The organism is Citricoccus sp. SGAir0253, from assembly GCF_005877055.1.
Taxonomy (GTDB): Bacteria; Actinomycetota; Actinomycetes; order Actinomycetales; family Micrococcaceae; genus Citricoccus.
In genome coordinates this window covers 673,708-695,082 of the sequence record NZ_CP039424.1, presented here as the reverse complement: position 1 = coordinate 695,082, position 21,375 = coordinate 673,708, and the positions used below count along the sequence as shown (strand labels likewise).

Here is a 21,375-nt window from a genome sequence, read left to right as displayed (position 1 = left end):
AAAGTTGAGCCTACTCCACTCAACCTGCGATCGGCACCCCGTATTCCCCCCGGCGTTCCCCCGGCGTTCCCCGCGGCCCGCGCCCCCACCCGGCCAGTGTGCCCGCCGCCGCGCGCCCCTGTCAGGAGGCGCAGGACGCGCCCGGGCCGGTGTGTCCCGGCCCCGTCGTCGACGTCCTCCCACGCCGGGCACTATCATGACTGCCTTGGAGCGCCCCACAGGGACCACGCCCGCGGGCCGGCCCGACCGGCCAGTCCACCATGCCCGTCCCACCGGAAGGCAGACCATGTCATCCTCACGCGTCCGGCCGCGCCTCGCCGCGACCGTCCTCTGCGCCGGCACCCTGGTCCTGTCCGGGTGCGCGGTGCTCGGCCCCGGCGGCGGGGGTGGAGCGGGCGCCGGCGGCACGACCGACCCCGACCGGTCAGTGCCGCTGCTGGCCGAGGGCCAGCTCTCCGTGTGCTCGGACATCCCCTACCCGCCCTTCGAGTTCCAGCAGGACGGGAAGGTCGTCGGCTACGACATCGACATCGTCCAGCGGATCGCCGACGACCTCGGCGCGGACCTGAACGTCGTGGACTCCTCGTTCGAGGGCATCCAGTCCGGGGCGTCCCTGACCGGCTGCGACCTGAACGTCTCCTCGATCACCATCACGGACGAGCGGCGCCAGACCATGGCGTTCTCCGTCCCCTACCTGGACGACGACCTCGTGCTGGTGGCCCCGAAGGACTCGGGCATCACGGACCTGGAGTCGGCGAAGGGCAAGCGCGTCGGCGTCCAGCAGGACACCACGGGCCAGTTCTTCGCCGAGGAGAAGGGCCTGGACATCGTCCAGTACGAGGACGGCGGCATGCAGGTCGAGGGCCTGCGCTCGGGCGGCGCGGACGCGGTGCTCGGCAACGGCTCCGTGCTGCTGTACCAGCTCAAGGACGACCCCGAGTACACCGTGGTGGAGACCTTCGCCACGGGGGAGCAGCTGGGCATCGGCGTCTCGCCGGACAACGCCCTGCTGCTGAGCGCCGTCAACCAGACGCTGCTCGACATGGAGAAGGACGGCTCCCTGGACGAGTCCCGGGTCCGCTGGTTCGGCGAGGAGGCCGTGCGGTGAGCGAGAAGACCCTGGACGTGACCCCCCGCCGTGGCGGCGCCCGGCGCCGGCGCCGGATCTCCCTGGGCATCCAGGCCGCCGTGTTCGTGGCGGTCATCGTCGCCGTGCTGGTCGCCGTCGACTGGAAGACCATGGGCGAGTCGGTGTTCAACTTCGGCGCCGTGGCCCCGATGTTCCCGGACATCATCCTCGTGGGCTTCGGCAACACCCTGCTCTACACGGTGACCTCGTTCGCGGTCGGCCTGGTGGGCGGCATGCTGCTGGCCCTCATGCGGATGTCCGCCTTCCCGCCGTACCGCTGGCTCGCCACCGTGTACACCGAGTTCTTCCGCGGCGTGCCCGCCCTGCTGGTGTTCCTGGCCTTCGGCTACGGCGTGCCGTTCGCCTTCGGGGTGCAGTGGCCGATCCCCGTGGTCGTCATGGCCTCCCTCGGACTGGTCTCCGCCGCGTACATCTCCGAGACGCTGCGCGCCGGGCTGCAGGCGGTGCCCAAGGGCCAGTACGAGGCGGCCCGCTCGCTGGGCATGCCCGGCTGGCGCGCGATGGTCACGATCGTCATCCCCCAGGCCTTCCGGCTCGTGCTGCCGCCGCTGACCAACGAGGTCATCCTGCTGACGAAGGACTCCTCCCTCGTCTACGTCCTGGGGCTGGCCGCGCACGAGTACGAGCTGACCAAGTTCGGCCGGGACGGGATCACCGCCCTCGGCGCCGGGCTGACGCCCGTGCTGGTGGCGGGGCTGATGTACCTCATCATCACCGTGCCGCTGTCCCTGCTGGCCCGCCGCTTCGAGTCGCGCAGCGCCCGCGGTGCCAAGGCCTGACGAGAACCCCAGAAAGCCGACGTGATCCCATGACGAACGCCCCCGCCACCGACCCCGCGGCGCACGCCGTGCAGCCCTCCGGGGTGTCCATCGCCGGGCTGAACAAGTCCTACGGCGCCAACCACGTGCTCAAGGGCATCGACCTGGAGGTCGCCCCCGGCGAGGTGGTGTGCCTGATCGGCCCCTCGGGCTCGGGCAAGTCCACCCTGCTGCGCTGCGTCAACCTGCTCGAGACGCCCGACGCCGGCTCCGTCACCGTGGGCGGCTTCGAGGCCACCGACCCGGACGTCGACCTGGACGCGATGCGCCGGCACGTGGGCATGGTCTTCCAGCAGTTCAACCTGTTCCCGCACCTGACGGTGCTGCAGAACTGCACGGTCGCCCAGGCCAAGGTGCTGCGCCGCTCGAGGGCCGAGGCGGCCGCCGTCGCGCGCGCCAACCTCGAGCGCGTGGGCCTGTCCGGCATGGAGGACCGCTTCCCGGACCAGCTCTCGGGCGGGCAGCAGCAGCGCGTGGCGATCGCGCGGGCCCTGTCCATGGACCCGCAGCTGATGCTCTTCGACGAGCCGACCTCCGCCCTGGACCCGGAGACGGTGGGCGAGGTGCTCTCCGTGATGCGCCGGCTGGCCGGGTCCGGGATGACCATGCTCGTGGTCACCCACGAGATGGGCTTCGCCCGCGAGGTCGCGGACCGCGTGGTCTTCATGGACGGCGGCGTGGTCGTCGAGGAGGGCCCCGCCGCCCAGGTGATCGGCGATCCCCGGCAGCCGCGCACCCAGGACTTCCTGGCCCGCGTGCTGAACCCCACCGACGTCGACTTCTGAGCGGGACCGGCGGCTACGCTCGTCCCATGCCCCGCCTGCCGTCCCGCCGACCGGCCGCGGTCCGGACCCTGGACCGGCCGCGCGTCACGCTGTTCCACGTCATCCGCCGCACCGTGATGAAGCTCGTGGACCTGCAGGTGTGGGACGTGGCCGCGTCCATGACGTTCTTCTCGCTGCTGTCCCTCGTGCCGGCGGCCATCTCCGTGGTCTCCATCGTGTCCCTGCTGGGCCTGGAGGAGGAGACGGTGCGCACCGGCGCCGAGCTGGTCCACGAGCTGCTGCCCGGGGTGGACCCCGAGGTGGCCAGCGCGACCCTGCTCGCGCTGTCCGAGACCTCCGGCGGCGTGCTCGGCGTGGTCCTGGGCCTGGTCGGCTCGATCGTGGCCGCCTCGAACGTGATGGCCTCCGTCCACCGCGCGATGCACCGCATCCACGACACCCGGGAGGGGCGGCGGTTCCTGTGGTTCCGCACGGTGGTCTTCCTGGAGACCCTCGTGCTGATGATCGCGATGATCGCGCTCCTGCTGCTCGTGCTGGTGGGCGGCGGCCTCTCGGAGCGGCTGGGCGACGTGCTGGGGCTGCCCACCACCACCGTGGCCGCGTGGAACCTGCTGAAGTGGCCCGTGATCCTCGCGGTGATCGTCGTGGCCGTCACGGCGGCCTACCACCGGGGCCCCAACGTGGTGCAGCCGCCGTTCCGCTGGCTGTCCTGGGGCGGGCTGGCGGCCGTGCTCGTGCTGTTCGGGATGACGGTGCTGCTGGGCTGGCTCGCGGACCGGTTCGGGACGTTCGACCAGGTCCTGGGCACCCTGAACGGCCTCGTGGTGGTCATGGTGCTGCTGTGGATCGGCTACATCGTGCTCGTGGCCGGGGCGGCCTTCGACGCCGAGCTGCTGCGCGGCCGCCAGCTGGCCGCCGGGCTGCCCGCGTGGGACGTCCTGCAGCTGCGCACGCGCTACACGGGGGTGCTCGAGTTCCTCGACGAGGACGCCGCGCGCGCCCGCTCGACCGCCCGGGCCGTGGCCGAGTCCGCGCGCACGGGCGAGCCGGTGACCGTGCCGCGCAGCCCGTGGATCGCCGAGGCCGGCACGCTGTGGGCGATCGACGCCGTGGACCGGCCGGTCTCCACCGGCGCCCCGCACGCCCCGCGCGATCCCGGCGCGGCGCAGGGCCCCTGACCCCGCCGGGGGCCGCGGGCTACGGTGGTCCCATGAGCACCGTGACGGGACCCCACGACCTGACCGCCCTGGCCGACGGCGCGCTGGAGGGCGCCCGCGCCGACGCCCACGGCCGGCACGCCGAGCTGCTGCTGCGGGACGGGCACCTGCGGCAGACGCTGATCGCCCTGGCGGCGGGCTCCCGCCTCGCCGACCACAACGCGCCCCCGGCCGCCACCGTGCAGGTCCTGCGGGGCGCCCTCGAGGTCACCGCGGCGTCCGGGGACGCCCAGCGCCTGGCCGCCGGCCAGCTCGCGGCGCTGACCAAGGAGCGCCACGGGGTGCTCGCCCACGAGGACAGCGTCTTCCTGCTGACCACCGTCACCGGCGTCGAGGAGGACAGCCACGGCTGAGCGCATCCTGCACGCCGGTCACGGCGTGTAGTGCTCCCGCAGGGCCGGGTGGTAGTCGGCGAAGTCCACGGCCTCCACGTCCCCGCCGTCCAGGGCCGCCTCCAGGCGGTCGAGGTAGTACTCCCAGCCCGGTCCCACGTCCGCGGCCTGGTCCTCGACGCCGGCGATCGGCTGGGTGAACACGAGCAGGGTGTCCGCCCCGACGCCGGAGGAGTCCAGGCTCACGCGCAGGCGCCAGCCCGCCCCCGGGGCGTCCCGCAGCACCACCGCGAGCCGGTGCGGTCGCTCGCACGCCTCGATGGTGCACTCCCCCGGCCGGTCCGGCGCCTCGGCCATGGCCAGCCGCACGCTGCCCGAGGCCGGGTCACCGGTGTACGTGCCGTACCAGCGGGCCAGCAGGGCCGGATCGGAAAGGTGCGCCCACACGTCCTCGACGGGGTGGTCCAGCCTCCGCTCGATCCGGATGGCGGGGCCCTCCGGGCCCTGCAGGATGTGGCCGGTCGGGTCGCGGGGCTCGTCCAGGAGGTCCATCCCCCCATGCTGGCCGTCGCGGCCGTGTCCCTCAAGGGCGGGTGACCGGCCGCCGTCGGCCCGGGGGTCTGGCACGCTGGGACCATGGCCTCCCCGTACTTCCCCGACGACCGGTCCATGCACGAGCGGATGCTGGCCGGCGCGCCCTACCTCGCCGACGACCCGCGGCTGGAGGAGATGAACACCCGCGCCGAGCTGCTCACCGAGCGGTACAACGCGACCTCGGTCACTGAGCGGGAGCGCCGCCGCGAGCTGCTGGCCGAGCTGCTCGGCACCGTCGGGGCCGGCGTCGTCATCCGCCCGCCGCTGCGCGTGGACTACGGCGTCAACCTGCACGTCGGCGAGCGCACCTTCGCCAACGTCAACCTCGTGGCCCTGGACTGCGCACCCATCCGCATCGGCGCGGACGTGCAGATCGGCCCGGACGTGCAACTGCTCACCGCCACCCACCCGCTGGAGCCGGGCCCGCGCCGGGACAAGTGGGAGGGCGCGCGGCCGATCTCGATCGGGGACAACGTGTGGCTCGGCGGCGGGGTCATCGTGGGGCCGGGGGTGAGCATCGGCGAGAACACCGTGGTGGGCGCCGGGGCCGTCGTCGTCTCCGACCTGCCGGCGGACGTGGTGGCCGTCGGCGTGCCGGCCCGCGTGGTCCGGGACCTGCCCGCGGACCCCGACGGCGGCTGGTCCCGCATCGCGGTCGAGGGCGCCTGACGGCACAGGGCCCGCCACCGGTGGGAACCGGGGCGGGCCCTGGGGGGTGCGTCGGCCGACGCGCGCCTCAGATGCTCTTGCGGGTCTGCTGCATCTTCACGCGGGCGTCGTGCAGGGCCTTGGTCTGCTCCTCGCGGGCCTTGTGGATCGCGGCGGCCTTGGCCTCGGCGGCGGCGCGGATGGCCTCGGCCTTGGACTCGGCGGCGGCCCCGAGCTTCTTCGCCCGGCGGTCCGCGGCCGCGTTCTTGCGGCCCACGCGGTTCACGGCGCCGTCCACCATCAGCGCGGAGCCGATGCCGAACAGGAACACGTCCTTGGCCACGCCGGTGCCCTCCTGGCTCGGCCGGATGCCGTCGGCCTCGGTCATCCCGGGGGTGTTCTTGTACATGGACAGCAGGCCCGAGGAGAAGGCGGTCAGCGCGGCGCCGGCGAGCCAGCCCGGCACGAACGGCAGCAGCAGGGCGGCGCCCACGCCGATCTCCGAGGCGGTGATGAACTGCTTGAACTGCTTCGGGGACATGTCCTTCAGGAACGGCATGCCGTTGGCGCCCATGTCCCGCAACTGCTCGGCCTGCTCCTCGGTGAGCTTGGACTTGTTGATCCCCGAGTTGAGGATGAAGGCGCCGGCGGTCAGCCGAAGCGGGATCTGCGCGATGCTCATGACAAGGTCCTTCCGGTGTACGGGCTGGTTCCCTCCACACCCTATAACCACTCGGCCGCAGATGTGCAGGCGGGGATACTGGTCCCATGAGCGAGAACCCGAGCGAGAACCTGTGGGCCCGCATGGTGGCCGACGACCCCGAGCACTCCCGCCGCTACGCCGAGCGCTGGCGCACCCTGGCCGCGCAGGGCATGGACCTGGACGGCGAGGCCCGGCTGATCGACGCGATGTGCGCGCGCGGCTCCCGCGTGCTCGACGCCGGCTGCGGCACCGGGCGCGTGGGCGGCCACCTCGCCCGGGCCGGTCACCGCGTGACGGGGGTGGACCTGGACGAGCACCTCATCGAGGTCGCCCGGGAGGACCACCCGGAGGGCGACTGGTTCGTGGCGGACCTCGAGACCCTCGACGCCGGGGCGCTCGCCGCCCTCGGCGAGGACGAGCCCTTCGACCTCGTCTTCTCCGCCGGCAACGTCTTCGGCTTCCTCTCCCCCGGCTCGCGGCTGGACGTGCTGCGCCACCTGCGGGACGCGCTGCGGGACGGCGGCCGGGCGGTCATCGGCTTCGGCGCGGGCCGCGGCTACGACTTCGCGGACTTCCTGGACGACGCCGGCCGGGCCGGGTTCCGGGTGCAGGGCCGGTACTCCACGTGGCAGCTGGACCCGTTCCCGGAGGACCCGGCGGCCGCGGACTTCCTGGTCGCCGTGCTCGAGCGCTAGGCCCCGCTACTGCTCCTCGTCGGCCCCGGAGGCGTCCCGCGCGGCGTCCAGGAGCCGCTCGATGCTCGGGCGGACCATGTCCTGCAGCACGCGCTGGACGCGCGCGGCGGCGTCCCGGTCCTCGCCGGCGAGCAGCTCGGGCAGCACGGCGGGGACCACCTGCCAGCGCACGCCGTAGCGGTCCTGGAGCCACCCGCAGGCGACCTCCCGTCCGCCCAGGGAGAGGGTGTCCCAGAAGTGGTCCACCTCCTCCTGGGTGGAGCACAGCACCTGGAAGGACACCGCGTCCGTGTGCTCCACGGGCCGGGCCGGGTCGTCGAGCGCCACGAACGGCTGCCCGTCGAGGGTGAAGGACACGGCCTGCACCTCCCCCGCCCGTCCGTGCACCGTGCCGTCCGGGGTGACGACGTCGGCCGCGTTGCGCTGGACCTGGTCCACGGCCGAGCCCGGCCGGTAGGCCGCGAACGCCCCCACGTAGAACCGCGCGGCCTCCTCCGCCTGTCCCGTGAACCACAGGCAGGTCACCAGCTGGGAACGGCGTGCCGGGTCGTCCATGACGACTCCTCTCCGGAGGGGCCCGCGCCACGGGGTGCCACTGGGGGTGTCACCGGGGTGCCGCGCCGCGGCGGGTCCATTGTCCCGCCGGGTGCGCCCGCAGCACCACCTTGCGCAGCTCCTCGGCGCCCAGGACCACGGAGGCCAGCGCCAGGCACGCCAGCCACTGCCCCGGCCCGAGGGGGACGGTGCCGAACGCGGCCTGCAGCGGCGGCAGGTGCACCACGAGGACCTGGCTGGCGAGCCCGGCGCCGATCGCCGCCCACAGCCAGCGGTTGGTGAACAGGCCGTGGCGGGCCGAGGCGGTGCCCGAGCGGGCGTTCAGCGCATTGAACAGCTGCGCGAGCACGAGCGTGGTGAACGCCGCGGTGCGGGCCTGCTCCACGGTCCCGGTCCCGGCCACCAGACCGCCCGGCAGGTGCAGGTCGACCGCCAGCAGGGTGACCACGGCCATCACGAGGCCCGTGGAGAGGATGCCGGCCCACAGCGCGCGGTCCACCACGCGCTCGCCGGGCCGGCGCGGCGGGCGGGCCATGACGTCCTCCGTCTCCGGGTCCACCCCCATCGCGAGCGCCGGGCCCGCGTCCGTCACGAGGTTGACCCACAGGATCTGGGTGGCCAGCAGCGGCGCGACCATCCCGTCCCCGTGGCCGGCCAGGCCCAGGAACCCGGCCAGCAGCACGCCCAGGACCATGGTCAGGACCTCCCCCATGTTGGACGAGAGCAGGTAGCGCAGGACCTTGCGGATGTTGCCGAAGATCACCCGTCCCTGGCGGACCGCGGCCACGATCGTGGCGAAGTCGTCGTCGGCCAGGACCATGGCGGCGGCCTCCTTGGAGACCTCCGTCCCGGTGATCCCCATGGCCACGCCGATGTCCGCGCGCTTCAGGGCCGGGGCGTCGTTCACCCCGTCGCCCGTCATGGCCACCACGTGCCCGTCCGCCTGCAGGGCCGTGACGATCCGCAGCTTGTGCTCCGGGGCCACGCGCGCGAACACGGACGCCTCCCGCGCGGCCGCGCGCAGCCGCTCCCCGTCCATCCGCTCCAGCTCGGGACCGGCGACGGCACGGTCCCCGGCGGCCGCGATCCCGAGTTCCTGGGCGATCCGCAGCGCCGTGGCCGGGTGGTCCCCCGTGATCATCACCACCCGGATGCCGGCCCGGTGCGCCCGGGCCACGGCCTCGGCCGCCTCCGCACGCGGCGGGTCCACGATCCCCACCGTGCCCACGTAGACGAGGTCCCGCTCGAGCGCGCGGCCGGCCTCGGCGTCGAAGGCCCCGTCCGGGCCCAGCGCGCCGGCGTACTCCGCCGGGGCCAGCGGCCGGTAGGCCACGCCCAGGGTCCGCAGTGCCTCGGCGGACATCGACTCCACGTCCCGGGCGACGGCGGCCCGGTCGGCCTCGGTGAGCGGGGCCACGCGCTCCCCGGTGCGCCGGCGCGTGCAGTGCCGCAGGAGCACGTCCGGGGCCCCCTTGGCCACCAGGACGGGCCGGCCGGTCCCGGGCCAGCCGGCGGCGTCCTCGCCCGCCGGGTGCTCCCGGTCGTCCACGACGACGGACATCATCTTGCGCTCGGACGTGAAGGGCACCTGCGCCACCCGGGCGAAGCGCGCCTCGCGGCGCGCGGTCAGCCCCGCCTTGCGCTCGGCCACCACGAACGCCGCCTCGGTGGGGTCCCCCACCACCCGCCAGTGCCCGTCCGCGTCCCGGCGGACCTCCGCGTCCGAGGCGAGCGTGCCGCCGGAGAGCACCACGATGTCCTCCTCGCGCAGGTCCAGGGCGGGGTCGTGCTCCAGCAGCGGGGTGCCGTGGAGCAGCACCTGCCCCTCGGGGGCGTAGCCGACCCCCGTGACGTGGGACTCCCCCGAGCTGGAGCGCACCCGGACCATGGTCATCTCGTTGCGGGTCAGGGTGCCGGTCTTGTCCGTGCAGATGACCGAGGCGGAGCCGAGGGTCTCCACCGAGGCCAGCTCCTTGACGATCGCCCGGCGCCGGCTGAGCGCCTGCACGCCGAGGGACAGCACCACGGACAGGACCGCGGGCAGTCCCTCCGGCACCGCGGCCACGGCCAGGGAGACCCCGAGCAGCAGCACGTCCACGGCCTCGCCCAGGGACGAGATGCCGGTCGAGAGGCCGACGGCGGCCATGACCAGCACCGCGATGACGGCCACGGCCAGGCCCAGGGCCCGGCCGATCGCGGCGATCTCCCGCTCCAGCGGGGTGGGCTCCCGCCCGGTGCCGGCCAGCAGGGCGGCGATGCGCCCCATCTCGGTGTCCATGCCCGTGGCCGTCACCACGGCGCGGCCGACCCCCTGCACCACGGCGGTGCCCCGGTACACCATGTTCGCGCGGTCCCCCAGGGGCACGGGGGCGGGCAGGACGGCCGGGGACTTCGCCACGGGCATCGACTCGCCGGTGAGGGAGGCCTCCGCGACCTGCAGGGCCGAGGCGCCGAGCAGCCGGGCGTCCGCGCCCACGGAGTCCCCCTCGGCCAGGGCCAGCACGTCCCCGGGGACCAGCGCGGCGGCGGGCACCCGCTCGGCGCGCCCCTCGCGCACCACCGTGGCGGTCACGGCGGCCAGGTCCCGCAGGGCGGCCACCGCGTCCGCGGCCCGGGCCTCCTGCGCGTAGCCCAGGGCGGCGTTGAACACCACGATCGCCAGGATCACCACGGCGTCCACGGGCACGCCGGCGGCCCCCTCCGCGGCCCACGCGAGCACCGAGACCGCGACGGCGGCCAGCAGCAGGCGCACCAGGGGGTCCGCGAACTGGCGCGCGAAGCGCCGCCAGGCCGGCTCGGGCGGGGCGGACAGCAGCTCGTTGGGCCCGTGGCGCCGCGCGCGCTCGGCCGCCTCGGCCACGGTCAGCCCCCGCTCCGGGTCGGTGCCGAGCGCCCGCGCCGCGGCGCCGGCCTCCGTCACCGTCCAGTCGGCGGACGGGACCGGGTCGTCGACGGGACCGGCGGCGGGCCCCGTTCCGGGACCCGCGGCGGGGCGGCGGGCGGGGCGGGCACGCCGGCGGGCGGGACCGGGAGGACGGGAAGGACGGGAAGGACCGGGAGGAGAGGCGCTGCGGGCGGGGTCCGGGACGGCGTCCGGCATGGGGCACTCCTGCGCTGGGGGGCTCTGGGGCGCAGGATACCCCGCGCACCCGGCGCGCGGGTGACGGGCCCCGGGCGTGGTGCCCGGGCGTGGTGCTCAGGCGTAGTTCGGCACGATCGTGCGGCGGATGGCCTGGGCGATGCGCGAGTAGTCGTCCAGGGGGTCCTGCCCCAGGACGGCGGCCCAGTGGTGCAGCATGTCCTCCACGTACCGGTGGCCGTGGCCGCCGGGCACCGCGACCGACTGCGGCATGTCCGAGGCCACCTGCCAGAAGGTCACCCACGGCAGCCAGCGCAGGTTCCGGGACACGTCCAGGCCGGCCTTCTCCTTGGCCCAGTCGGGCTTGCGCCACATCAGTTCCGGGCTCCACCACACCACGGGGTCGGAGGCGTGCTGGGCCACCACGATGCGCGGACGGTGCCACTCGCCGAACGGCACGCCGTTGACGTCGGTGACCAGGTCCTGGGGGCGCGTGGCGAAGCGGACGTGCCGGCCGTCGTCGACCACCGGGGCGATCTCCGGGGTGCCGCGACGCCGGAACGGGACCAGCGAGCGCCAGAACTCGGTGAACCGGGGCAACCCGGACCAGACGGCCCCGTCCACCCGCTCGATCATGTCCTCCAGCCCCTCGAAGGCCTGGGTGCCGCCGAGCGCGCCGAGGGACTCCCCGCCCACGAGCAGCTTCGGCCGGCGGTCCGGCGGCAGGCGGTCGAATTCCGCCTCGATCGCCCCCAGCAGGGCGGTCGCGGCGAGCACGGGCGTGGTGCGGTCGGCGAAGAACGCGACCCCCGAGGGCAGGTAGGTGTACTGCATGGCGGCCAGGGCGCAGTTCCCACCGGTCAGGAACTCGACCGAGGACGCCGACCACTCCTGAAGCCAGCCCGTGCCCGTGGTGGTCAGCACGAGCAGCACCTCGCGCTCGAAGGCGCCGGTGCGGTGCAGCTCGGCCACGACGGCCGCCGCGGTGGCCTCCAGGTCGCGGCCCTCGCGCCAGCCGGCGTAGGCCCGGATCGGCGTCATGGCCGGCCGGCCCGTGGCCTCCTCGATGTCCACGGCGCGCGGGCCGTCCGAGACGACCGCCTGGCCCTTGGCCCCGAGGGTGCTCCACGGCTCGTACGAGGCGTCCGAGCCGGAGCGCTCCGGCTCGACCGGCGGCACCCGTCCGGGCAGCAGCCGGGCGTTGGTCTCCTGGGCGGCCTTGGACAGCCGCTCGAGCAGTTGCCGGTAGACCACCTTGTCCAGGACGAAGGCGGTGCCGGCGGCGGTGGCCCCGGCCCCGACGGCGGCGGCCACCGGGGCGGGCAGGACCGGCTTGAGGACGCGGCCGGCGGTGGCGGCGACCCCGTTGATGCCCCGCCCGACGCCGACGAGCCCGGCCGTGAGGGCGACGCCGCCCGCCACCCCCAGGACGTGCTCACGGGTGCGGATGGGCCGGGTCTCCATCAGCCCGGCGATCTCCGCCTGGGCCTTGAGGCTGCGCAGCCACGAGATGCCGCTCATGCCGAACATCACCCACGGGGCGGCGCGCTCGAGGGGCCGGATCCGCTCCGGGTCCACGGTCACCGTGACCCCCAGCGCCCGGCCGGCGCGGCGCACGAGGGCCCGGCCGGTGGCGCCCACGACGTAGCCGAAGGTCTGGGAGACGGCGGTGGACGCGGCGGTCATCCACCACGTGCGGGGGATGAAGCTCGGGGAGAGGGACACCCAGCTCATGACGTGGGCACCGGCCAGTCCCGCCCCGTCAGGTCTCAGCCGCATGCCGTCCATTATGCCCATGCCACGCCCCGGTCCGGTGCCCGGCCGTGCCCCGCGCGTGGCGGCGTTCCCGGGATGCTCCCAGCGCGTCCGGCGCCTGTCGGTTCGGCGATGGCACGCCGCGTCCGGGACAATGGCGGTCATGAGCCTGCTGATCTCCTCCGGACCACCCGCCCTGTCCTCACCCCTCCTGGCGGCGAGCGCCGCGTCCGGGGGCGGCCAGGAGTCCTACGGCTGGCTCGGGGACATCGTGGTCGCCGTCATGGAGGCCATCGGCCCGGTCGGCGTCGCCCTGGCCGTGTTCGCGGAGAACCTCTTCCCGCCCATCCCCTCCGAGCTGATCCTCCCCCTGGCGGGCTTCACCGCCGCGGGCGGGGCCTTCGGCCCGTGGGAGGCGACCGTCTGGGCCACCGTGGGCTCCGTGCTGGGCGCCCTGCTGCTGTACGGCATCGGGGCGTGGCTGGGCCGGCGGCGGATGTACCGCATCGTCGACTGGCTGCCGCTCGTGGACATCGACGACGTGGAGAAGACGGAGCGCTGGTTCAACCGGCACGGCTACCTCACCGTGTTCGTCGGACGGATGGTGCCGATCTTCCGCTCGCTCATCTCCATCCCGGCCGGCATCGAGCGGATGAACCTGTGGCTGTTCTCGCTGTACACCCTGCTCGGCTCGGCCCTGTGGAACACGATCTTCGTGTGGGGCGGCTACCTGCTCGGGGACAACTGGCACCTCGTCTCGGACTACGCGGACGTGTTCTCCAACCTCGTGATGGCCGCGGTCGTGCTGTTCCTCGTCGGCTGGGTGGTGGCCCGGATCGTGCGCAACCGCCGCCGGGCCCGGGACCCGCACTACGTGCCGCCCTCGGCCGAGGAGGCCGCCGCGCGCATGGACGCCCTGCTGGGCGAGCCCTCCCAGCCGCGCCGCTGACCCACCACCCACCACTCGCCCCCACGCCTCCGCCTCCGTCCCCGTCCCCGTCCACCTCAACCCCAACCCCAACCCCAACACTTTGCGGGCAGAAGCGACCGGTCGCTTCTGCCCGCAAAGTGTTGGGGAGGCTTCACGGGTCGGGGCGGGCCGGCCGATACGCTGGCCGGGACAGACGCCGTCCCGACCGGAGGCCCCCATGACGCAGCGCCGTGCGCACGGTCCGCAGTCCCCCGCCCCCGCGCGCCCGGGGCGCGCCCCGCTCCCCCGCGCCGCGGCCGCCGGGCTGGCCGCCACGCTCGTGCTGTCCACCACCGGCTGCCTCGGCCCCTCCCGCCCCTCCCCCGAGGACACCGCCGGCGCCCTCGCCACCGCGATCTCCGCCGGGGACCTCTCCGCGGTGCCGCTGACGGAACCGGGCGCGCGGGCCGCCGCGGCGCTGCCCGAGGCCCTGCCGGAGGGGCTGCGGAAGGACGTCACCGTCACCACGGACGCCGTCGAGGTCCACGGGGACGACCCCGCCCGGGCGACCGCGCGGTACACCGTGCGGCGCGGCCTGGCCGCGCTGGGCCGGGACGGCGAGGCGTGGACGTACCGCACGGACGCCGAGCTGGTGTGGGAGGAGGACTCCGGGGACGGCGGCCGGTGGGCCGTGGACCTGCGCCCCGACGACGTCGTGGCCGGGCTGGCCCCCGGCGGCACCGTCACCGTCCGGCGCACCGCGGCCGACCGGGGGGACATCCTCGACGCGGCCGGGGACCCGCTGGTGACCGAGCGCGAGGTGGCCGTGCTGGGGCTGGACAAGGCCCGCGTGGAGCCGGACCGCCTCGCCGCCTCGGCCCGCAGGGTCGCGGAGGTCGCCGGGGTGGACGAGGACGCCTTCGTGGCCCGTGCCGAGGCGGCCGGCGACCGGGCCTTCGTGGAGGCGATCACCCTGCGCGCCGACGGCAGCGTCGAGGTCCCGCGCGCGGACCTCGAACGGGTGCCCGGCGGGCGGGTCGTGGAGGACACCGCCGTGCTGGCGCCCACCCGCACCTTCGCCCGGGACGTGCTGGGCACCTACGGCGAGCCCTCGGCCGAGCAGGTGGAGGACTCGGACGGGGCGCTGGAGGCAGGGGTCGCCGTCGGGCTCTCGGGCCTGCAGGCCACCTGGCAGGACCGCCTGGCCGGGTCGGCCGGGCTGGTGATCACCGTGGACAACCCGGACGACGCCGGCGCCTCGCCCGCGGTGTCCGCCCCGGCGGGCACCGGCGCGTCGGCGGACGTGGCGGCCCTCGAGGAGGAGCCCGTGCCCGGGAAGGACCTCGCCTCCACCCTGGACCGCCGGGTGCAGGCCGCGGCGGAGGAGGTGGTGGGGGCCTCGGACGTGCCCGCCGGGCTCGTGGCCATCCGGCCCTCGGACGGTCACGTGCTGGCCGCCGCCTCTGGCCCGGAGGGGTGGCCGGTGGCCGTGTCCGGTGCCTACGCCCCGGGCTCGACCTTCAAGGTCGTCACCTCCCTGGCGCTGCTGCGCGAGGGGCTCCGGCCGGACGACACGGTGCAGTGCCCGGCCACGATCGACGTGGACGGCATGGTCGTGGGCAACTACGACGGCTACCCGGACTCCTCGCTCGGCGCGGTCCCGTTCTCCGAGGCCTTCGCCGAGTCCTGCAACACCGTGTTCGTGGGGGCGCACGACGAGGTCTCCGCCGCCCGGGAGGCCGAGGCCGCCCGGGCCCTGGGGCTGGACCCCGAGCCGGCGACCGGGCTCGACGGGGCCTTCCTGGGCTCCGTGCCCGAGGACTCCAGCGGGACGGAGCACGCCGCGAACCTGTTCGGCCAGGGCGTGGTGGAGGCCTCGCCCCTGGGCATGGCCACCGTGGCCGCCTCGGTGGCCGCCGGGCACACCGTGCGCCCGGTCTTCGTCGCCGACCCGGCCGTGGACACCCCGCCGGCGCCGGCGACGGGCGTCACCGACCAGGAGGCCGCGACGCTGCGCACCCTGATGGCCGGGGTCGTGGAGCACGGCACCGCCGAGATGCTCCGGGACGTACCCGGCGCCCCCGTGCTGGCCAAGACGGGCACCGCCCAGTTCGTGGCCGACGGCGAGGACCTCGCGCACACGTGGCTCATCGCGATCCACGGGGACCTGGCCGTGGCGCTGTTCCTCAACGAGGGGCTGGGCGGCGGCCACGACAACGGGCCGCTGGTGCGCGACTTCCTCACGGCCGTGGAGGGGGTCCTCCCCTCGGAGTGAGCGCCGGTAGCCTTGGAGGCCTGATGAACAGCGACCGCCCCTCCCCGGAGAATCCCGCCCCCGCCGCGGACCACCCCGCCCCCGCCCGGCACGCCCACGGCCACAACGACCGGCCCGACCCGGAGCTCTACCGCACCGAGCCGGTGTCCTTCGTGCGCCGCGGCGACCGGCTCAACCCCCGGCGGCAGCGCACGTGGGACCGCGCCCGCGGCACGTACCTCGTGGACGTGCCGCGCGACCGCGCCACCACCTCCGTGGCGGCCGGCGCCGAGGTGGACTGGGCGCAGGTCTTCGGCCGCACCGCCCCGCTCGTGGTGGACGTGGGCTGCGGCCTCGGCGAGTCCACCGTGCAGGGCGCGCTCGACCGCCCGGAGGCCGACTTCCTCGCCGTGGAGGTCTACACCCCCGGGCTGGCCGCCCTGCTGACCGAGATCGAGGACCGCGGCCTCGCCAACGTCCGGGGCGTCCAGGCCAACGCCCCCGAGGTGCTGGACCACCTGCTGGCCCCGGGGTCCGTGCAGCAGGTGTGGGTCTTCTTCCCGGACCCGTGGCACAAGACCCGCCACCACAAGCGCCGTCTCGTCTCCCCCGCCTTCGCCGACCGGGTGGCGCGCGTGCTGGTCCCCGGCGGCGTGCTGCGCCTGGCCACCGACTGGTCCAGCTACGCCGTGCACATGCGCTCGGTCATGGAGGCCCACCCGGAGTTCGCCAACCTGCACCCCGGCCGCGCGGCCGGTGCGGAGTCCCCGCTGACGCGGGTGCGCGTGGAGGGCCGGGAGCTGCAGGTCGGCGCCCAGCCCATCACCCCGGACGCGGCCGGCTCGCGCGCCGGGCTGAGCGAGGCGTCCGCCGCGGCGGGCGTGGAGGACCCGGTGGACCACGACGGCGGCTGGGCGCCGCGGTTCGACGGGCGCCCCCTGACGAGCTTCGAGGCCAAGGCCCTGCGGGCCGGCCGGCTGGTCTTCGACCTCGCCTACCGCCGCCTCTGAGGGGTGTGAGCCCGGCCACCGCCTTTGCGGCCGGGCGTTCCGCGGGCGATACTTGGACGCCGAAACACCGACCAGCGACCGTGGACCCTGGGCGGGCCAGCGCCCGCCGGGCGTCGGCTGCCGCCCCCGGGACCCGGTCATGACGAAGGGACCCCGGGTGCCCGACACCTCGTCCTCCCCCGCAACCCCCGACGGCCGACCATCGGACGGCCATCCGCCGGCCCCGGAAGCCGACGGCACCGACGCCGTGAGCGTCTACCCCCACGACATCCACCCCGGGCTGGTTCCCGGCATCGGTGTCGACGAGCAGCGTCACCGCTTCGGCGTGGACCGGATCGTCCTCGGCGTGACCGGCGTGCTGGTCGTGGCCTTCGTGGCCTGGGGCGTCGCCTCGCCCGAGTCCGTCTCCGTGGCGGCCGCCGCCGCCTTCGGATGGGCGATGACGCATGCGGCGTGGCTGCTCAACCTCAGCGCGATCGCAGCGCTGGGAGCCATGCTGTACATCGGCTTCAGCCGGTTCGGCCGGATCAAGCTGGGGCGCGACGACGAGGAGCCGGAGTTCTCGCGTTTCTCCTGGGTCGCCATGATGTTCGCCGCGGGCATCGGCGTCGGGCTCTTCTTCTTCGGTCCCTCCGAACCGCTGGCGCACTACCTCTCGCCGCCGCCGGAGACGGTCGAGGCGCGGACTCCGGCGGCACTGCACCAGGCGCTGGCGCAGTCGCACTTCCACTGGGGACTGCATGCCTGGGCCATGTACGCCCTCGTCGGCGGCGCCATCGCCTACGCCTCCTACCGGCGCGGACGGGTGCCCCTGGTCAGCTCGGTGTTCCGCACGCTCTTCGGCGCCCGGCAGACCGAGGGCTTCGCGGGCCGGCTGGTGGACATCTTCGCCATCATCGCCACCCTGTTCGGCACCGCCGCGGCCCTCGGCCTGGCCGCCCTGCAGATCGGCCAGGGCGTGGAGATCGTCTCGGGCGCGGGCCGGCTGGGCAACAGCGGGCTGATCGTCATCGTGTCGGTCCTGACCGCGGCCTTCATCGTCAGCGCTGTCTCCGGCGTGGCCCGCGGCATCCGGTACCTGTCCAACATCAACATCGTCCTGACGCTGGGGCTGGTCCTCTTCGTCTTCGTCACCGGGCCGACCCTGTTCATGCTGAACCTGCTCCCCTCCGGGGTGATGCAGTATCTCGACCAGTTCTTCGCCATGATGGGCAAGTCCCTCTCCTGGGGCGCGGAGACCGTGGAGTTCCAGTCCCTGTGGACCGCCTTCTACTGGGCCTGGTGGATCGCGTGGACCCCGTTCGTCGGCGTCTTCATCGCCCGGGTCTCCCGCGGCCGCACCCTGCGCGAGTTCGTGCTCGTGGTGATCGGGGTCCCCACGGCCATCCTGGTCTTCGCCTTCACCGTCTTCGGGGGGGCCGCGATCTGGATGAACCGCAACGGGGCACCGGGCATCGACGGCGAGGCCTCCCCCGAGTCCCTGCTGTTCGCCCTGTTCGGCCAGTTGCCCTGGGCCGGCTTCACGCCGATCGTCATCATGGTGGTGCTGTCCATCTTCTTCATCACCTCGGCCGACTCCGCCTCGGTGGTCATGGGCACGCTGTCCTCCCGGGGTGACCCGGCCCCGAAGTCCTGGGTCGTGGTCTTCTGGGGCCTGTGCATGATGGGCATCGCCGTGGTCATGCTGCTGACCGGCGGGGAGTCCGCCCTGTCCGGCCTCCAGAACCTGACCATCCTCATCGCCCTGCCGTTCTCGGTGGTGCTGCTGCTGATGATCGTGGCGTTCCTGCGGGACCTGTCCACGGACCCGGCCGCCATCCGCCGGGACTACGCGGCCACCGCCCTGTCCAACGCGGTCCGCCGGGGCATCGAGGACCACGGCGACGACTTCGAGCTCTCCGTCCGCCGCGCCCCCGAGGGCCGCGGGGCCGGGGCCGACTTCGACTCCACGGCCGATGAGGTCACGGAGTGGTACCAGCGCACGGACGAGGAGGGCCAGCCCGTGGACTACGACTACGGGACCGGCACCTACGCCGATGGCTGGACCGCCGGGGATCCCGTCCCCGGGGACGACGCCGACGGGGCCGGTCGGGCCCCTGCGGACGGCCCGGCCCGGCGGGGCTGAGCCCGCGGGGCTGAGCCGGCGGGACCGGGCGCACGGGGCCGGGCCGGACGGTCCGGGCCCGGCGGTCCGCTGCGCCCTCGGCGGCCGGGGCCGCCGGGGGTCTGGCCGGGCTCAGTCCACGGCGAGGCCGGCGGTGGCCCGGGCGATCCGGTACAGCGAGGCGGTGCCCACGTCCCGGTAGCCGCGCCCGCGGTGGAGGAACCCGGCGTCCGGGCGGAACCGCGAGGTGTTGTGCCCGACGGCCGCGGCCAGGTCGAGCGCCTCGTCCGCCGCGATCTTCAGCCGGGTGGCCTTCCGCCACGGCCGGCGTCCCGAGAGGCGGGTGCCCAGCCAGGACAGGTAGTCGGACCGGGTCAGGGCGAAGTAGACCTGGTCCGCGGTCAGCCCCAGCAGCTCGGGGTGGCCGGCCAGGTCGCGCGGCAGTCCCACCGCCCCGGACACCACGAGGGCGTCCACGGAGCGCGGTGGGGTGCGGCGCTGCAGGATCTGCAGGGCCCGGGCGGCCACGAGGGTGCCGTAGGAATGGGCCTCCACGGCCGTGTGGACCGGCAGGGCGGCCCCCGCCGCGGGGACCGGCGCCGGCGCGGCACCCGGTCCATCGCCACGTCCAGCACCCGGTCGGGCGCCCAGGGCGGCGCCGCGGCCCGCGGCCAGCCGCTCGCGGTACTCGAACCACCCGGCCAGGTGCAGCGCGAGCCGGGCCCCGCCGCGCAGGGCGTGCCGGCCGGCCAGCGCGCCCCAGGGACCGGGCGGGTGGTAGCCGAGCCAGGACACCACGCACGGGTCCGCCGCCCCCGCCGCGCGCTGGGCGGCCCACAGCTGGCCCGCCTCGCGCACGCTGCCCCACATCGCGGTGTGCACGAACACGCCCATCCCGGAGACCTGCCACGTCATGTGCGTGGCCGTGGCGGGCTCCCCCACCGCGACCACCGCGGCCGCCGGGCGCCGGGCGCTGCCGAGGTCGTAGGCCAGCAGGACCCGGGCCGGGAACGAGGGGTCCATCGACCGGGGCTTGAGGGCGTGGACGAGCCCGTCCAGCGCCGAGCGCTGCCGCGGGCCCAGAAGGTGCCGGCGGCGCATGTCCGCCCGGAGCCGCTCGCGCGTGGCCCGCCGCTCGGCGGGGTCCCAGACGTCCCGCCGGGCGGCCTGGCCCGGGGTCAGCGCTTCGGCTTCCACACCAGCACCCCGGGGGCGGGCCTGGCGGGCAGGGCCGACGTCGTCGGCCCCGCGGTGATGGCGGCGGCGGGCCGCAGCGGGCGCGGGGCGCGCCGCCCCGGCCGGCCGGCGCGCCGGGTCCCGGGCTGGCCGGGGTGCTCGGCGTCCGGGCCGGCGTCGAACGTGGTGGTGACGTCCCCCTGCGCCCCGGCGGCGAACACCCGCGGATAGCGGGCGAAGGCCTGGAAGGCCTGGATCTGCCCGGCCAGCTCGGCCACGGTCCGCTGCAGCTGCTCGACCTCCCCCTCCAGCTGCACGATCCGGCGGATGCCCTCGAGGGACACGCCCTCGCGGGAGAGCTGCTGGATGGTGCGCAGCCGGTGCACGTCCTGGCGGGAGTAGCGGCGCTGCCGGCCGCCCTGGCGCTGCGGCACCACCAGGCCGAGCCGGTCGTACTGGCGCAGGGTCTGCGGGTGCATGTCCGCCAGCTCGGCCGCGACCGAGATGACGTAGACGGGCTCCTCCCAGGACGTGGTCACAGCCGTGCCTTCTCCGCCAGCTGCGCGCGCGGGTCGTGGCCGGCGGCCGCCGCGGCGTAGGCCTCGACCGCGGCGCGCGCCTCGTCGGACAGGGAGCCCGGCACGGCGACCTGCAGCTCCACGAGCAGGTCGCCGGCGGCCCTGGCGGTCTTCACCCCGCGGCCCTTGACCCGCAGCACGCGGCCCGAGGAGGACCCGGCCGGCACGCGCACCTTGACCGGGCCGTCCAGCGTGGGGACCTGGATGGTGGCGCCCAGGGCCGCCTCGTCGAACGTGACGGGCACCTGGATGCGCAGGTTGTCCCCCTCGCGGTGGAAGAACGGGTGCTCGCGCACCTTCACCGTGACCATGAGGTCCCCGGGGCCGGCCGAGCCGGGCGCGCCCTTGCCGCGGGCGCGCACCTTCTGGCCGTCCCGGATGCCGGCCGGGATGCGCACGTCGATGACGTCCCCGTCCGGCTCGCGCAGCGAGATGGTGGTGCCGCGCATCGCCCCGGCGAAGGAGATCGTGGTGGTGGCGGTGCGGTCCGCGCCCTTGGTGGGGGTGCCGTAGCCGCCGAAGCCGCCGCGGCCGCCGCCCGGGGCGCCGGAGAACCCGCCCCCGCCGCCGAAGCCGCCGAACAGGTCGGCGAACTCCGGCGGGATGTCACCGCTCGTGGAGTAGGAGCGGCTGCGCCCGCCCCCGCCGGTGAACAGGCCGCCGAAGAGGTCCTCGAAGCCCCCGCCGGCGGCACCGGCGCCGGCCCCGGCCCCCGGCGCGCTGAACCGCGCGCCGGAGCCCATGGCCCGGATGGCGTCGTACTGCTGGCGCTCCTCGGGGTCCGAGAGCACGGCATTGGCCTCGGTGATCTCCTTGAACCGCTTCTCGGCCGCGGCGTCCCCCGGGTTCTGGTCCGGGTGGAACTTGCGGGCGAGCTTCCGGTAGGCCTTCTTGATGTCGGCCTCCGAGGCGTCCTTGGAGACACCGAGGGTGGCGTAGAAGTCCTTGTCCACCCAATCCTGTGAGGCCATGGTGCCTCCTTTCGCGTCTGGTCGGTTCCCTGGCGGGGCGG

General features: G+C 75.1%; 19 protein-coding genes. 11 read left to right on the top strand and 8 right to left on the bottom strand.

The window, feature by feature from the left end; genetic code table 11:
- The first annotated feature begins 286 nt into the window (after nt 1-286).
- From E7744_RS03130 to E7744_RS03110, 5 genes are read left to right on the top strand one after another with little or no spacing between them, the layout of a single operon-like run.
- Nucleotides 287-1,108: an ABC transporter substrate-binding protein gene (locus E7744_RS03130; protein ID WP_137772866.1), complete on the top strand. Its 822-nt coding sequence runs from the start codon at nt 287-289 to the stop codon at nt 1,106-1,108.
- Nucleotides 1,105-1,929, top strand: a complete 825-nt coding sequence (locus tag E7744_RS03125) for an amino acid ABC transporter permease (RefSeq protein ID WP_137772865.1) — start codon at nt 1,105-1,107, stop codon at nt 1,927-1,929. The genes E7744_RS03130 and E7744_RS03125 overlap by 4 nt, the downstream gene beginning before the upstream one ends.
- Before the next feature lie 29 nt (nt 1,930-1,958).
- Nucleotides 1,959-2,753: an amino acid ABC transporter ATP-binding protein gene (locus tag E7744_RS03120; protein WP_137772864.1), complete on the top strand. Its 795-nt coding sequence runs from the start codon at nt 1,959-1,961 to the stop codon at nt 2,751-2,753.
- Nucleotides 2,754-2,779: 26 nt separating this feature from the next.
- The gene (locus E7744_RS03115) at nt 2,780-3,931 is read left to right on the top strand and encodes a YihY/virulence factor BrkB family protein (RefSeq protein WP_137772863.1); all 1,152 of its coding nucleotides are present in this window, start codon (nt 2,780-2,782) and stop codon (nt 3,929-3,931) included.
- 32 nt (nt 3,932-3,963) lie between these two features.
- Nucleotides 3,964-4,323, top strand: coding sequence for a cupin (locus E7744_RS03110; RefSeq protein WP_137772862.1), 360 nt, complete (start codon nt 3,964-3,966; stop codon nt 4,321-4,323).
- Nucleotides 4,324-4,341: 18 nt separating this feature from the next.
- Here the strand turns inward: E7744_RS03110 and E7744_RS03105 are convergent, their stop codons facing one another.
- Nucleotides 4,342-4,854: an SRPBCC family protein gene (locus E7744_RS03105; RefSeq protein ID WP_137772861.1), complete on the bottom strand. Its 513-nt coding sequence runs from the start codon at nt 4,852-4,854 to the stop codon at nt 4,342-4,344.
- 84 nt (nt 4,855-4,938) lie between these two features.
- On the opposite strand from E7744_RS03105, the gene E7744_RS03100 reads away from it, so the two are divergent.
- Complete coding sequence (locus E7744_RS03100; protein ID WP_168199735.1) at nt 4,939-5,565, top strand: sugar O-acetyltransferase; 627 nt, start codon at nt 4,939-4,941, stop codon at nt 5,563-5,565.
- A 67-nt stretch (nt 5,566-5,632) separates the two neighbouring features.
- Here E7744_RS03100 and E7744_RS03095 read toward each other — a convergent pair whose 3' ends face one another.
- Nucleotides 5,633-6,226 (bottom strand): hypothetical protein, encoded by a 594-nt coding sequence (locus tag E7744_RS03095; protein ID WP_137772860.1) that lies wholly within the window; start codon nt 6,224-6,226, stop codon nt 5,633-5,635.
- Nucleotides 6,227-6,312: 86 nt separating this feature from the next.
- On the opposite strand from E7744_RS03095, the gene E7744_RS03090 reads away from it, so the two are divergent.
- The gene (locus E7744_RS03090) at nt 6,313-6,942 is read left to right on the top strand and encodes a bifunctional 2-polyprenyl-6-hydroxyphenol methylase/3-demethylubiquinol 3-O-methyltransferase UbiG (protein ID WP_137772859.1); all 630 of its coding nucleotides are present in this window, start codon (nt 6,313-6,315) and stop codon (nt 6,940-6,942) included.
- A gap of 6 nt (nt 6,943-6,948) precedes the next feature.
- Here the strand turns inward: E7744_RS03090 and E7744_RS03085 are convergent, their stop codons facing one another.
- The 3 genes from E7744_RS03085 to E7744_RS03075 all read right to left on the bottom strand — a co-directional run bounded on the left by E7744_RS03085 (nt 6,949) and on the right by E7744_RS03075 (nt 12,355).
- Entirely contained in the window at nt 6,949-7,497 is a 549-nt protein-coding gene (locus E7744_RS03085; protein WP_137772858.1) for a VOC family protein, read from the bottom strand.
- Between the two features lie 49 nt (nt 7,498-7,546).
- Nucleotides 7,547-10,417, bottom strand: a complete 2,871-nt coding sequence (locus E7744_RS03080) for a cation-translocating P-type ATPase (protein WP_137772857.1) — start codon at nt 10,415-10,417, stop codon at nt 7,547-7,549.
- Nucleotides 10,418-10,693: 276 nt separating this feature from the next.
- Nucleotides 10,694-12,355 carry an alpha/beta-hydrolase family protein gene (locus E7744_RS03075; protein WP_168199734.1) on the bottom strand — a complete coding sequence of 554 codons (1,662 nt, stop codon included), beginning with the start codon at nt 12,353-12,355 and terminating at the stop codon, nt 10,694-10,696.
- A 139-nt stretch (nt 12,356-12,494) separates the two neighbouring features.
- Between E7744_RS03075 and E7744_RS03070 the strand changes: the two genes are divergently transcribed.
- From E7744_RS03070 to E7744_RS03055, 4 genes are all read left to right on the top strand, one after another.
- Nucleotides 12,495-13,280, top strand: a complete 786-nt coding sequence (locus E7744_RS03070) for a DedA family protein (RefSeq protein WP_137772855.1) — start codon at nt 12,495-12,497, stop codon at nt 13,278-13,280.
- 199 nt (nt 13,281-13,479) lie between these two features.
- Nucleotides 13,480-15,516 (top strand): penicillin-binding transpeptidase domain-containing protein, encoded by a 2,037-nt coding sequence (locus tag E7744_RS03065; protein WP_137772854.1) that lies wholly within the window; start codon nt 13,480-13,482, stop codon nt 15,514-15,516.
- Nucleotides 15,517-15,539: 23 nt separating this feature from the next.
- Entirely contained in the window at nt 15,540-16,505 is a 966-nt protein-coding gene (trmB, locus tag E7744_RS03060; RefSeq protein WP_137772853.1) for a tRNA (guanosine(46)-N7)-methyltransferase TrmB, read from the top strand.
- A gap of 139 nt (nt 16,506-16,644) precedes the next feature.
- The gene (locus tag E7744_RS03055; RefSeq protein WP_137772852.1) at nt 16,645-18,630 is read left to right on the top strand and encodes a BCCT family transporter; all 1,986 of its coding nucleotides are present in this window, start codon (nt 16,645-16,647) and stop codon (nt 18,628-18,630) included.
- A 111-nt stretch (nt 18,631-18,741) separates the two neighbouring features.
- Here the strand turns inward: E7744_RS03055 and E7744_RS03050 are convergent, their stop codons facing one another.
- The 3 genes from E7744_RS03050 to E7744_RS03040 are packed head-to-tail and all read right to left on the bottom strand — an operon-like array spanning nt 18,742 to nt 21,334.
- The gene (locus E7744_RS03050) at nt 18,742-19,806 is read right to left on the bottom strand and encodes an alpha/beta hydrolase (protein WP_246858525.1); all 1,065 of its coding nucleotides are present in this window, start codon (nt 19,804-19,806) and stop codon (nt 18,742-18,744) included.
- Nucleotides 19,788-20,324 (bottom strand): heat shock protein transcriptional repressor HspR, encoded by a 537-nt coding sequence (locus tag E7744_RS03045; protein WP_137772851.1) that lies wholly within the window; start codon nt 20,322-20,324, stop codon nt 19,788-19,790. Before E7744_RS03045 ends, E7744_RS03050 begins: the two co-directional genes overlap by 19 nt.
- Nucleotides 20,321-21,334, bottom strand: coding sequence for a DnaJ C-terminal domain-containing protein (locus E7744_RS03040; RefSeq protein WP_137772850.1), 1,014 nt, complete (start codon nt 21,332-21,334; stop codon nt 20,321-20,323). The genes E7744_RS03045 and E7744_RS03040 overlap by 4 nt, the downstream gene beginning before the upstream one ends.
- Nucleotides 21,335-21,375: the final 41 nt, after the last annotated feature.